This window comes from Chryseobacterium sp. OSA05B (assembly GCF_019970065.1).
In the GTDB taxonomy this organism is placed as follows: Bacteria; Bacteroidota; Bacteroidia; order Flavobacteriales; family Weeksellaceae; genus Chryseobacterium.
Genome location: NZ_JAHXYH010000003.1, coordinates 178,586 through 191,260 on the forward strand (window position 1 = coordinate 178,586; position 12,675 = coordinate 191,260).

Annotated in this window: 15 protein-coding genes; 13 read left to right on the forward strand and 2 right to left on the reverse strand. The window is 36.0% G+C overall.

The window, feature by feature from the left end; all coding sequences use genetic code 11:
• Positions 1–93 precede the first annotated feature (93 nt).
• The 13 genes from LC419_RS12960 to LC419_RS13020 all read left to right on the forward strand — a co-directional run bounded on the left by LC419_RS12960 (position 94) and on the right by LC419_RS13020 (position 11,189).
• Entirely contained in the window at positions 94–693 is a 600-nt protein-coding gene (locus tag LC419_RS12960) for a DUF4199 domain-containing protein (RefSeq protein WP_223607752.1), read from the forward strand.
• Positions 694–709: 16 nt separating this feature from the next.
• Positions 710–1,660, forward strand: coding sequence for a glycosyltransferase family 2 protein (locus LC419_RS12965; RefSeq protein WP_034725454.1), 951 nt, complete (start codon positions 710–712; stop codon positions 1,658–1,660).
• A gap of 410 nt (positions 1,661–2,070) precedes the next feature.
• Entirely contained in the window at positions 2,071–2,445 is a 375-nt protein-coding gene (locus LC419_RS12970; protein WP_223607753.1) for a hypothetical protein, read from the forward strand.
• A 17-nt stretch (positions 2,446–2,462) separates the two neighbouring features.
• On the forward strand, positions 2,463–3,191 hold the full coding sequence (locus LC419_RS12975; protein ID WP_223607754.1) for a DUF3667 domain-containing protein: 729 nt from the start codon (positions 2,463–2,465) through the stop codon (positions 3,189–3,191).
• 7 nt (positions 3,192–3,198) lie between these two features.
• The gene (locus LC419_RS12980; protein ID WP_223607755.1) at positions 3,199–3,900 is read left to right on the forward strand and encodes a DUF2807 domain-containing protein; all 702 of its coding nucleotides are present in this window, start codon (positions 3,199–3,201) and stop codon (positions 3,898–3,900) included.
• Between the two features lie 99 nt (positions 3,901–3,999).
• Positions 4,000–5,715 carry a phospho-sugar mutase gene (locus LC419_RS12985; RefSeq protein WP_223607756.1) on the forward strand — a complete coding sequence of 572 codons (1,716 nt, stop codon included), beginning with the start codon at positions 4,000–4,002 and terminating at the stop codon, positions 5,713–5,715.
• A gap of 14 nt (positions 5,716–5,729) precedes the next feature.
• Positions 5,730–6,635: a hypothetical protein gene (locus tag LC419_RS12990; protein WP_223607757.1), complete on the forward strand. Its 906-nt coding sequence runs from the start codon at positions 5,730–5,732 to the stop codon at positions 6,633–6,635.
• Positions 6,636–6,661: 26 nt separating this feature from the next.
• On the forward strand, positions 6,662–7,915 hold the full coding sequence (locus LC419_RS12995) for an aminotransferase class I/II-fold pyridoxal phosphate-dependent enzyme (RefSeq protein WP_223607758.1): 1,254 nt from the start codon (positions 6,662–6,664) through the stop codon (positions 7,913–7,915).
• A gap of 118 nt (positions 7,916–8,033) precedes the next feature.
• Positions 8,034–8,627: a hypothetical protein gene (locus LC419_RS13000; protein ID WP_223607759.1), complete on the forward strand. Its 594-nt coding sequence runs from the start codon at positions 8,034–8,036 to the stop codon at positions 8,625–8,627.
• A gap of 29 nt (positions 8,628–8,656) precedes the next feature.
• Positions 8,657–9,379, forward strand: a complete 723-nt coding sequence (gene kdsB, locus LC419_RS13005) for a 3-deoxy-manno-octulosonate cytidylyltransferase (RefSeq protein WP_223607760.1) — start codon at positions 8,657–8,659, stop codon at positions 9,377–9,379.
• 151 nt (positions 9,380–9,530) lie between these two features.
• Positions 9,531–9,869: a hypothetical protein gene (locus LC419_RS13010; protein ID WP_223607761.1), complete on the forward strand. Its 339-nt coding sequence runs from the start codon at positions 9,531–9,533 to the stop codon at positions 9,867–9,869.
• Entirely contained in the window at positions 9,866–10,528 is a 663-nt protein-coding gene (locus tag LC419_RS13015) for an outer membrane lipoprotein-sorting protein (protein ID WP_223607762.1), read from the forward strand. The genes LC419_RS13010 and LC419_RS13015 overlap by 4 nt, the downstream gene beginning before the upstream one ends.
• Positions 10,529–10,613: 85 nt before the next feature.
• Entirely contained in the window at positions 10,614–11,189 is a 576-nt protein-coding gene (locus tag LC419_RS13020) for a glutathione peroxidase (protein ID WP_223607763.1), read from the forward strand.
• A 106-nt stretch (positions 11,190–11,295) separates the two neighbouring features.
• On the opposite strand, the gene LC419_RS13025 is transcribed toward LC419_RS13020, so the two are convergent.
• Together LC419_RS13025 and LC419_RS13030 are read right to left on the reverse strand one after the other, a co-directional pair.
• On the reverse strand, positions 11,296–11,775 hold the full coding sequence (locus LC419_RS13025) for a hypothetical protein (RefSeq protein WP_223607764.1): 480 nt from the start codon (positions 11,773–11,775) through the stop codon (positions 11,296–11,298).
• Positions 11,776–11,948: 173 nt separating this feature from the next.
• Positions 11,949–12,608, reverse strand: coding sequence for an NAD(P)H-binding protein (locus LC419_RS13030; RefSeq protein ID WP_223607765.1), 660 nt, complete (start codon positions 12,606–12,608; stop codon positions 11,949–11,951).
• Between the last annotated feature and the right edge of the window lie 67 nt (positions 12,609–12,675).

Genomic DNA, 12,675 nt, shown 5'->3' on the forward strand with positions numbered 1-12,675 from the left:
TATTAAAGAAAATTAGTGGAAAAAATGCAGTATTAAAGCTAAACAGCTGGAATTTAGTGCAATAATTTTTCAACTTTTTTTAAAAAATCTAACATGACGAAAAGTCCATCAACATTAGGAATTATACTTTTTATCGCTACAATGATCATCTTTTTTGTAGCTTATTTCTTTTTCTCAGGAATCAATTATTTTGAAACCTCGCTGAAAATCAATGCATTCGTGCTGCCGATCATTTATGCGGGAGCCGCGTTCTGGTCCGTAAAATCGTTCTGGAACAAAAATAGAGTGGTAAGTTTTAAAGATGCGTTCTCAAGAGCGTTTGTTCCGATGTTCATCGGAGGAATTCTTTCCATCTTCAGTATCTATGCTTTCCTGAATTTCGTAGATACGGATGCTAAAAAACTGTTGAACTACCAGTATGTGCAGAGACAGAAAAATGAATTGGATACTGAGTATCAGTCTGCAAGGAAAATCATGAAGCATCAGAAAGATATTGATGAATTAGACAAAAAGTACAAAGAAAGGCTGCCAAGCTTCTCTCCGGAAGCCATTAAAGGAAAAGATATGCTTACGGCAAGTCATTTTTCAGGATATTTTGCAGCAATTCTTATATTTTACGTAGTTTTGTCAGTGTTTTTTGGAGCGTTTTTCAGAACGAGATCCGTTTACCAGGAAACAGAAAATCAAGAATAATTTTTATTAAAATTAAATGAATTTATCTATAGTTATTCCGTTATTGAACGAAGAAGACTCTCTGGAAGAGCTTTTTTCAAGGATTGATAATGTATGTTATACCAATAGCTTATCGTATGAAATCTGGTTTGTAGATGACGGAAGTACAGATCTATCGTGGAGTATTATCGAAAATATGAAGGTTCAGTACCCTCAGATCCATGCTATAAAATTTTCCAGAAATTACGGTAAATCACAGGCCCTTCACGCAGCTTTTGAAAGAGCAAACGGAGATGTGGTGATCACCATGGATGCTGATTTACAGGATTTTCCTGAAGAAATTCCGGAACTTTACAAAATGGTTATTGAAGACAATTACGATATCGTTTCGGGTTGGAAAAAGAAACGTTTTGATAATGTAATGACGAAAAATGTTCCGTCAAAACTGTTCAATGCGGCGGCCAGAAAAGTTTCAGGCGTTTATCTTCATGACTTCAACTGCGGCTTGAAAGCATACAAAAAACAGGTGGTGAAATCAATTGATGTATACGGAGATATGCACCGTTATATCCCTGTATTGGCTGCCAATGCGGGTTTCAGAAGAATTACCGAGAAAGAAGTACAGCACCAGGCAAGACCTTACGGAACTTCAAAATTCGGAACCGAAAGATTTATCAGAGGATTTTTGGATCTTGTAACGCTTTGGTTTGTAAGTCGTTTTGGAGGAAGGCCTATGCATTTCTTCGGTGCGGTAGGAACGGTAATGTTCATTGTAGGTTTTCTTTCTGCACTTTGGTTAGGAGTTTCAAAACTGATTGATGTGGCCAGAGGAATTTACGGACATCTGATCACCAACAATCCGTGGTTTTTTATCGCTCTGACGATGATGCTTATGGGAACACTGCTTTTCATAGCCGGATTCTTAGGTGAAATGATTATCAGAACCAACAGAGAACATAAAAATTATAATATTGATGAAGTGATTTAATACGTTAAATACACCATCATTAACCCATAAAATCCCCGAAAAGTTCTAAACTTTTTGGGGATTTTTTATACAATTTTCTTTGTTGGAATAGCGTTTTAAATAGCTTTTTTGGATAATCTCGAAGGCGCAAAGGTTTTATTTAAAATCATGCTATTTTAAGGCGAAAGAAAATCAAAGATTTTCAGCAAGGTTTACAGTATAAAGATTTGAGCAGTAATCAATTTTACATTCGATAAAATCCTTGTGTCTTACAACATAAAGTCAGTGAGTTTTTTGCGCCTTTGCGATAACCCAAAACATTAAGCCAGCACATTTCAACAAATCAAAAAATACAGAATATTGACAGAAAACGCAATCACAGAACCATTTCCGAAGCTATTTTTCTTTATATTTGTGTGTAATTTATAAAATTGACAACACAAAACAGGCCGGTAAAACTCATTGTAATCAGTTTTTCTATTCTTTTGCTGTCTTCCTGCAGATCATCAAAACTTCTGGGTTCGTGGGAATTCATAGATTTATATGATGGAGCAGTGACTGAAATTGACACCTTAAAATCCAAAGAAAATAATTCCAGATATGGAACAGGAACTTTGATTTTCAATAAAGACAGCTCCTTTACCTCAATGGAAGAAAAGGGAAGTTATCAAAGAAAAAATAAAAAACTGAAGATGAAATATCCTGCTTTGGATACTGTTGTAATGAATATTTCCTACTTAAGCAAAGACTATTTATTGCTGTCGGCAGGAAAAGATCCGAAAACCTGGTTTTATAGAAAAAAATAAATGTAAAAATCTTTACGATGAAGGAAAAAAGCTGTTTGAATTGCGGTCATAAGATTTCCGGTGAGTTTTGTTCTCACTGCGGGCAGAAAGCAGACACAGCAAGAATTACTCCCCATTCATTGATTAGAAGTGATATTTTAGGATCAATCTGGCATATAGAGGCGAGATTTTTCCGAACCCTGAAACATGTGTTATTCGGACCCGGAAGAATGGCCATGGACTATATTTCGGGGAAGAGAATCAAATACTATAATTTATTTTCCTTGCTGCTTATTTTGTTCGGATTCAATGTATTAACCCTGCATTTCTATCTGGATCTGAACCCGGCCGAAATTCCGGAAGGAAGCACCAACATTATGGATTTTTTTTCTAAATATTCCAAAACCATTCTTTTTGTGATCATCCCGATACTTGGAGTGAATGCCTATTTCATTTTCAAAAGAATAAAATTGAATATTGCCGAGCATTTTATCATTGGAACAGTAAGCCTGTTAGGAATTTTAATCCTATTTTTGTTTAATGATATGATAAGTCTTATCGGTCTGTGGAAACCTGCAGCGGAGATTTTCGGTATTTTAGACAAGGCTTCATTCGTTCTTATTATTCTCTTTCCGGCAGTTACGTATTGGAATGCATTTAAAAATTCATACTCAAAACCGGGCCTGCTTTGGAGAGTATCGGTACTTTATGTCCTGATGGGAATAGAAAGTATTGCAGTAATTACGATTTTATATAATATATTTTAAATTGAATATGAAAAAAATATGGTATACATCCCTGCTTGTAGCGGCGGTTTCCTGCGGAAAAGTTTCTCCGAAGGGAAATATTGAGAAGAAAGATGTGGATGTTTCAGAATTTGTGAATCTGGATCTGGAAGGAAAATTCCGGGTGTTTTATGCAAGAGGAGAAAAGAATTTTGTAGAAATTGAAACCTATCCTAATATAGCCGGTAATCTGGATGTAGATGTAAAAGACAAGACTCTTTTCATCAAAGAAAAGCGAGGTACGAAAGGGGTAGATTTTTATAATGTGACGATTTATTCAAAATATAATCTTGAAAAAGTAGCCGTTGCGGACTCTGTAGAAATGAATATTTCAAGCGAAATTAAGACCGATAATTTTAAACTTGATTTAAAAAATAATGCTACATTTATGGGTTCGGTGAACACAAGAAGAGCAGAATTAAGCATGCAGAATAAAAGCAGGGCCAACTTTTTGGGACTGACGAAAAATGCAGTGATAAAGATTTCAGACACAGCAAGTCTGATCGCTCCGTACTGGAAAATAGAAAACCTGAATATTGATTCTAAGAACGGAAACTATGCAGAAGTGAACGTAAAAGATTCGTTAAAAGGAAATATTCAAAACACCGCAAAATTCATCTATTATAACAACCCGATCCGTGCTTTTAAAATTGATAAAACGACCAGGGTTGAGAATAAAAAATTGGAGTAATTATTTAGAAAGGAAGAAGGGAGATGGAAGTTATCATACGGAAAAACTGCCCAACTTAGAATTAGAACTTTACAAACTATAAAAGAACGAAATACACATATGACAACATTAGAAAAAGCGCAACTTTGGCTAAGTGATACATTCGATAAAGAAACAAGAGATGCCGTACAGACATTGATCGACAGCAATTCCCCGGATCTGGAAGATTCTTTCTACAGAGAGCTTGAATTCGGAACAGGAGGAATGAGAGGTATCATGGGAGTAGGAACCAACCGCTTGAATAAATATACATTGGGACAGGCTACACAGGGACTGGCCAATTATATGCTTCAGCAGTTTAAAGGAGAGGAAATCAAAGTAGCGATTGCTTATGACGTTCGCCATAATTCAAAGGAATTCGGGAAACTTGTGGCTGATGTTTTAACAGCCAACGGAATTAAAGTGCTTCTTTTCAAGGATCACAGACCGACTCCTGAATTATCCTTTACCGTAAGAGACAAAAAATGTAACGGAGGAATTGTATTAACAGCATCTCACAACCCGCCTGAATACAACGGTTATAAAGTATACTGGAATGATGGTGCACAAATTGTTCCGCCTCATGATGAAGCTATTATCAACGAAGTATATTCTGTGAAATTTGACGAAATTAAATTTGACGGCAACGATGATCTGATCGAATGGATAGGGGAAGAGCAGGACGACGTTTACATCGATGCCTGTCTTGAAAATTCTACCTATCAGAATGTAGAGAAAGAGAATTTAAATATTGTTTTCACCTCTATTCACGGGACAACATATACGACTATTCCGAAAGCTTTGGAAAAAGCAGGATTCAAAAAAGTGGATCTGGTAAAAGAGCAGATGATTCCGAGCGGTAATTTTACTACAGTAGAATCTCCCAACCCGGAAGAACCTGCCGCCTTGGAAATGGCAATGGATCTGGCAAGAATTACCAATGCTGATATCGTCATCGGAACAGATCCGGATGGTGACAGATTGGGGATTGCCGTAAGAAACCTGGATGGAGACATGCAGCTTCTGAATGGGAATCAGACCAATACGATCCTTACTTATTATATTTTAAATGAGTGGAGAAAGAAGGGAAGAATCACAGGAAAAGAATTCATCGGTTCTACGATTGTCACTTCGGATATTTTCTTTGATATCGCTCAGAAATTCGGTGTTGAATGTAAGTCCGGATTGACAGGATTCAAATGGATAGGAAAAATGATCCGTGAAGCAGAAGGAACACAAAAATTTGTTTGTGGGGGTGAAGAGAGTTTCGGTTTTATGACCGGAGATTTTGTCCGCGATAAAGATTCATGCGGAAGTATCCTTGTCGCATGCGAAATCGCTGCGTGGTGTAAAGCCAACGGAAGAACAATGTATCAGTACATGATTGAGATCTATGAAGATCTGGGAATGTACTACGAAGGACTGGTAAATATTGTCAGAAAAGGAAAAGAAGGTGCTGAAGAAATTCAGAATATGATGAAAAATTTCCGTGAGAATCCACCGAAAGAACTGGCAGGATCACCGGTAGAAGAAGTGAAGGACTTTAAAGAACAGACCAGTTTTACCGTTTCAAAAAATGAAACAAAAGTAATGAACGACATTCCAAAATCGAATGTACTGATTTATTATACCCAGGACGGAACCAAAGTTTGTGTACGACCTTCAGGAACCGAACCGAAAATTAAATTTTATATTTCTGTAAAAGATACGATTACGTCTGAAGCAGATTTTAAAGATAAACTGAAATCATTGGAAGCTAAAATCGAGGACGTAAGAAAAGATTTGAAATTAGATTAATTCCAGATCTGCAGATGATGATAAAAAGGACATTAGCAGTCTGTATGCTCTCTGTACTTGTTTTTTCCTGTAAAAAAGAAGTACAGAAAGTAGCGGAAACCAAAACAGCCAATGATTCAATTACTCAAACAGAAATAAAAGAAGATCTGTTTAAGCCTATTGATACAGCCTGTTCAACAGCTAACAAAACTGAGGACTATATTGCTGCTCTTCAATGGTATAAAGATAAAACTGAGAAGGAAATTGCCGTAAACAGTCCGGAAAAGAACAACAGATTATACGAAGATTATCTCAAAATAAGAACAAAGTATACAGACTGTTTGAATGGTTTGCATCAGGATATATTAGATCAATATACTGATTATCATACCAATGAACCGGATACTTATCGTTTGCCTGACAACGTAAAAAAAATTGCTGGCGAACTGAGTAAGGCAGGTCTTGAATTTCGGGTTATGGGAGAGGGACTGACGGAAATTCATTCAGTGTACGGATATGATTATGCTGTATTTAAGAATAAAGTGACTCCTGATTATGAAAGCTATATTCTGCAGTTGGAAAATGACAACAAAGAAAATTATGCTATAAACGGAGGTCTGATGATTACTTGGGAAGAATTAGGGGACAGACTGATCGCTTGGGAGAATTTTATGAATAAATTTCCTAAAAGCCCGTTGATAAAGAAAGCGAAAAGAGAATATGATGATTATTTGTTAGATTATATTCTTGGAATGGACAGTTCACCGACTTATGACAGAACAGAAGGGAAATTGATGGATGACACCAAAGAAGAATACAGCAGGATCATAAGAAAATATCCGAATTCGCGGACCGCAAAAAAAGCAAAAGAACTTATAGCAGCTTTTGACGCACATATACCGGTGGGCCAAATAGAAGACAGGATTAATTTGAGAAGATAATATTAGTAAATTTAAATAAAAATAAAGTGAAAGTTTCAAAATTAGCGGCGAACCTGATTGGTTCCGAAATCGTAAAAATTGGTAATGAAGTAAATGATTTAAAAGCAAAAGGAGCGGAGATAGCCAATCTTACTATTGGTGACCTTAATTCTAATCTATATCCTATTCCGGCATTGCTGAAGGAAGAGATTCAGAAGGCATATCAGAATAATTTGACGAATTATCCGCCAGCCAACGGACTTTTATCTTTAAGAAAAGAAGTTTCCAAAGACCTGAAAAACAGATGGAATCTGGAGTATTCACCGAACGATATTTTAATTACTGCGGGATCAAGGCCTTTGATCTATGCGGTTTACAAAACCATTGTGGATGAAGGGGATAAAGTAGTATATCCTACACCATCCTGGAACAACAACCATTACGCTTACCTTACTTCTGCAGAAGCTGTTGAAGTGAAGACCACACCTGAAAATAATTTCCTACCGACGGCAGACGACCTTAGGCCTCATTTAGGAGGTGCCGTTCTGTTAGCGCTTTGTTCACCATTGAATCCTACAGGAACGATGTTTACAAGACAGCAGCTTTCAGACATCTGTGAACTGGTTCTTGAAGAAAACAAAAAAAGAGGTGCAGACGAAAAACCATTGTACCTGATGTACGATCAGATCTATTCTAACCTTACTTTCGGTGCAGAACACGTAGATCCGGTTTCTCTTTTCCCTGAACTGAAGGAATACACCATTTATATCGATGGAATATCCAAATGCCTTGCAGCAACGGGTGTACGTGTAGGATGGGGATTCGGTCCTGCTCACATTTTGGATAAAATGAAAGCGCTTTTGACGCACGTTGGAGCATGGGCACCAAAACCTGAACAGGAAGCTACCGCAAAATTCTACGAAAACCCTGAAAATGTAAATGTTTTCGTGGAAGATTTCAAAGGAAAACTGGAAGAGAGCTTAAAAGTTCTTCACGGTGGAATCCAGGATCTGAAAGGGAAAGGATTATCTGTGGAAAGTATCGAACCAATGGGAGCTTTATATCTTACCATCAGACTTGATTATATCGGAAAAACAAAGCCGGATGGCTCTGTAATTGAAAATTCTTCTGACCTGGTTTTCTATTTAATTAATGACGCTGGTGTTGCTCTTGTACCATTCTCAGCTTTCGGAGAAGCAAAATCTGAACCTTGGTTCCGTGCTTCTGTAGGAGGTTTAGCTGTGGATGAGATCAAGGTGATGCTTCCGAAGCTTGAAAATGCTTTGAATAATCTTAAATAATTTTTAATGTAACAGTATAGCAATGTATCAATGTAACAATTCCGGTATTTAAAATATTGGTAAACTGTTAAATTGATACATTGTTACATTTAAAATAAAATATAATAGGGTAATATTAATGAAATTCCCCAAAAAGCTCTTTCTGGAAACCAAGCTGTTGAGTTTCTCAACCTTAGGAATTATCGTTTTGGTGATTCTTAGTGTATGGCTTTCGGGAAAAGGTTCTCACAGATCTTTATTTCAGAATTCAATCTTATCAACATCCATTTTAGCGAGTGCGTTTTTTCTATTTATCAGCTTAGGGTTGTATTATGGTTTGAAATTAAAAGAAAATGTAGGGAATATATTCAATAAGCAAAGGCTGGATAAATATTCTGACAATGCTCCGGCAGTAGGTAGTTTCGATTTTGACCCTCCTGTTGTTGGCGATAGTATAGCAGCAGCGGTACTGTCTATTGTTTTGTGGTTTTTGATTACCATTGTTTTGGTAGTTCTTTTATATTTTTTAGGATTTTTGTTTTCGGCAGCTGTTTTATTTCTTATAGCTATGCTGTATTGGATCTTTTTCAGAGCTTTACGTCTGGTCTTCAAAAATTCAGGAAAATGTAAGGGAAACCTGCTAAAAAGCATTGGTTTTGGAATCTTTTACTCATTTCTGTATATCTCATGGATCTACGGAATTATTTTTTTAGCAAATTATATAAACTCATAATTAATAACTCTAAATCATAACTTTTTACAATGAAAATCATAGCTGTCATTCCTGCGCGTTACGAAGCAAGCCGTTTTCCGGCAAAGCTGATGCAGATGTTGGGAGATAAAACCGTTATTACAACAACGTATAAGAATGTGGTGGAAACAGGATTGTTCGATGAAGTATTTGTAGCTACGGATTCAGAAATTATTTTTGAAGAAATCGTGAAAAACGGAGGAAAAGCCGTGATGACCGGACAGCATGAAACGGGAAGCGACCGTATTGCAGAGGCTGTACAGAACATCGATTGTGATATTGTTATCAATGTTCAGGGCGATGAACCTTTCCTTAAATTAGAGCCTCTCAGACAGCTTATCGACGTTTTTAAAGATGATGAGAACCAGGAAATTTCTCTGGCCTCCTTAAAAATCAAACTGACGGAAAAAGAAGAAATTGAAAACCCGAATAATGTGAAAGTTATTACGGATAACAATGGATTCGCACTGTATTTCAGCCGTTCCGTGATTCCTTTTCACAGGGAAGTTTCTTACGAGGTGAGTTATTTTAAGCATATCGGAGTCTACGCTTTCAGAAAACATGCGTTGCTTCAGTTCTCCAAACTGGAAATGAAACCGCTGGAAATATCAGAAAAGATAGAATGTATCCGTTATCTTGAATATGGGATGAAAATCAAACTGATAGAAACCAATTTCATCGGAGTAGGAATCGATACACCGGAAGATCTGGAAAAAGCACGGAAATTAATTTAAAAATAGATTGGGAAAAGATTAACATTACCTGTACGCAGCGCTTTTGTTTTTTTGCCCAATTCCTCTTATATTTGAATGAATATACAGGCTATGCATGAGGATTTTATTTATAATAGTATTGTTTTGCTTTTCAAATCTGAAATGTCAGAACTTGAATAATAAGAAATTTTATGCCCAAATTAATCATAGATGCCGAGCAACCACCAATGGAGCGATCGATATCTATACATTTCTTGTGCTGGAATTTAAAAATAACAAAATCTATCCATCGTCTTTAACTATACCATCAAAACAGCAAAGTGTAAAAGATCCTGTTAACTATAAATTTGAAAATAAAATAGTATATCTTGCAAAACCATTAGATTTTAAAGAAGATCTGGGATCCGTTTTCACCTTTATCAATGGAAATCTGATCCCCAAAAAGAAACAGAATGAATCAAAATTTGTTTTCAGACCCTCTTTAGACCCTTATTTTAAAAGAAATAAATGAAAAAAATAATATACTTAGTCCTTTTAACGCTTACCACTTCACTGTATTCTCAGACTGCAAAAGAAATTATAGAAAAGAATATAGAGCTGTCCGGAGGACTGACGAATTGGAAACTCTTAAATTCAGTCCTGTTGCAAGGGAAAGTTATCTTAGGAGTCAAAGATGAATATCCTATAAAAATTTATCAGCAACGTCCCAATCTTACGAAAACGGTGATCAGCATCAGCGGCAAGGAAACGGCCATTGAAGGTTTTGACGGATCTAAAGGATATGCAATGAATTATGCAACCAACAAACTTCAGGTATATCCCGAGTATGTGTCAGAAAGCTTTGATAATGATTTTATCGACTGGGAAAGCAAAGGATTTGAAGCTAAATATCTTGGAAAAGAAAAAATAGGAGAAATCTACTGTCATAAAGTGGAACTGACGAAAAATGTCAATAAGAACATCTACTATTTTGATGTAAAAACGTTTATGCTTTTAAAAGAGGTTAAAAAAGACGATACATTGATATACTCGGATTATAAAAAAGTAGGAAACCTGGTCATGGCTTTCAGAATAGAATCTTCAAGCACCAAAAAAGACGGTGATTATATGATGATCCTGAACAGAATTGACATCAATAAAGTATTTCCTGCCAATATTTTTAAGTTTTAATTAAATATATTTACTTAGTGAAACGGCTGATGTTTCATTAATGATCTAATAACTCCGGCAAAAATGCCAACTAAATTGTAAAGAAATGAAAAAAATTTTCTTATGGCTGCTTTCCACTGTGGCATTTTTACAGAGCTGTATCAATCAGAAAAGTGAAATTTCTCAAGCTAAAACCAACGAACTTATGGGAAAAACAATATATGACTACAAAGTTGAAAGCCTGGACGGCAGTGAAATCAACTTTGCTGATTTTAAAGGAAAAAAGATCCTTATTGTCAATACTGCATCAGAATGCGGATTTACTCCACAGTACGCAGATCTGGAGAAAGTATATGAAGAATATAAAGACAAATTGGTCATTGTAGGATTCCCTGCCAATAATTTTGGAGGTCAGGAACCTGGCACCAATACCGAAATCGGAGTATTCTGCCAGAAAAATTACGGAGTTACATTTCCATTGGCTGCAAAAGTTTCTGTTAAAGGAGATGATACAGCCCCGATTTTCAAATACCTGACTGAGAAAGAATTAAACGGTGTAAAAAACACAACGATTTTGTGGAACTTCACCAAGTTCCTGATCGATGAAAACGGAAAACTGGTGGATACCTTCATCAGCACAACAAAGCCTACTGACGACGCGATTACTAAATATCTGAAGTAAGATAAAAGCGATACAACAACGCTTCGACTCTGCCAAGCATGACAAAATCTAATACCGGATTTATTTTTTACTGTCACGCTTAGCAGAGTCGAATTGTTTATTTATTCTACTTCAGATGATCTTCTTTTTTGATTTTCTCATCCTGCTGTAAGATGAGATGATGTTCATCTTCCAGTTTTTTATGCTCAGCCAATATCACCAGATCTTTTTTAGTCATCTTATCATGATCGATCATTAATTGATCTAAAGCGAGTGTACCTTCTTTATGCTTCTGTTCAAGAGCGTCATGTTGTGCTATAATTTCTGAATGGCTGGCAATGAGTGCAGCATGATTCTTCAAAATAGTCTGATGAATAGCTTCTGTTTTATTGTGTTCACTTGTTTCAGGCTCCTTTAATGCGCTGTGTGCCTTATTAAATTCCTCATGCTGTTTTTCCATTTTGGAATGGACGTTTTCAAGTAGTTTGTGTTCAGATTCCAGCTTTTTGTGAGCGGCAGATAATTCTTTTTCCAATTCGGTATTGTTATTCTTACAGGACAACAGGCTTAGTACTACTGCACCAGCTGCTAAAAATACATTTTTCATCATTTGTTTTTTAATTTCGATCAAATATACAATATAAAAACAGTGTATATTAATTTCGTAATAAAATGATGTATTTAATAGTATTTTGCTTATTATTTAAGATAAAATACAGATATTAAAGAAAAAAAGTTTAATTTAATGAATGTAAAGTATTTTTTATCAATCCACAACTCTTAATTTTCAACTTTCTTATCCGCAAAACAAAAAATATTTCCCAGCTTAATACTGGAATAGCCATTGCTTTTTATTTTGGAAGAATTGATCATCGCTTTGGCCAAAATATCGGTAGGCAGAGGTTTTTGACTTTCCAGAAGTCCAAGTTTATTCGCAAATTTGATGATTCTGCTGCCCAGAACTTCTCCGGTTCTTCCGGAATCTTTTCTTTCCAGCATTCCCGGTTTAAAAATAGTAATCTTTGTGAAATGCAGCTGTTTAACCGCTTCCTCAAGTTCTCCTTTCATTTTGGAATAGAAGATCTTAGAAGTTGGATTAGCTCCGTAGGCTGAAACCAGTACATAATCTTCCACATCATTTTCTCTGGCTGCTTTCGCAAATTCGTATTGGTAACCGAAATCCACTTTCCTTTGGGCTTCCTTGCTACCGGCATCTTTCAGGGTGGTTCCCAGGCATGAGAATACCACGTCACCTTTTACTTTATCTTTCCATTCTTCAGGATGTTCAAAGTTGACGATATGCACTTTAAGTTTGTCGTTCTGAACATCTACAGGTTTTCTCACAAAAATATCGACTTCCTCAAATTCCTTATCGTTAAGCAGTTGCTTCACCAGATCTTTTCCTGTAGCGCCCGTAGCACCAATTACCAAAGCTTTCATAATAGTTGTGATTTGTATGGATAGTATTTTCTTTCTTAAATTTACTAAATTTGAAATTAATATCAAC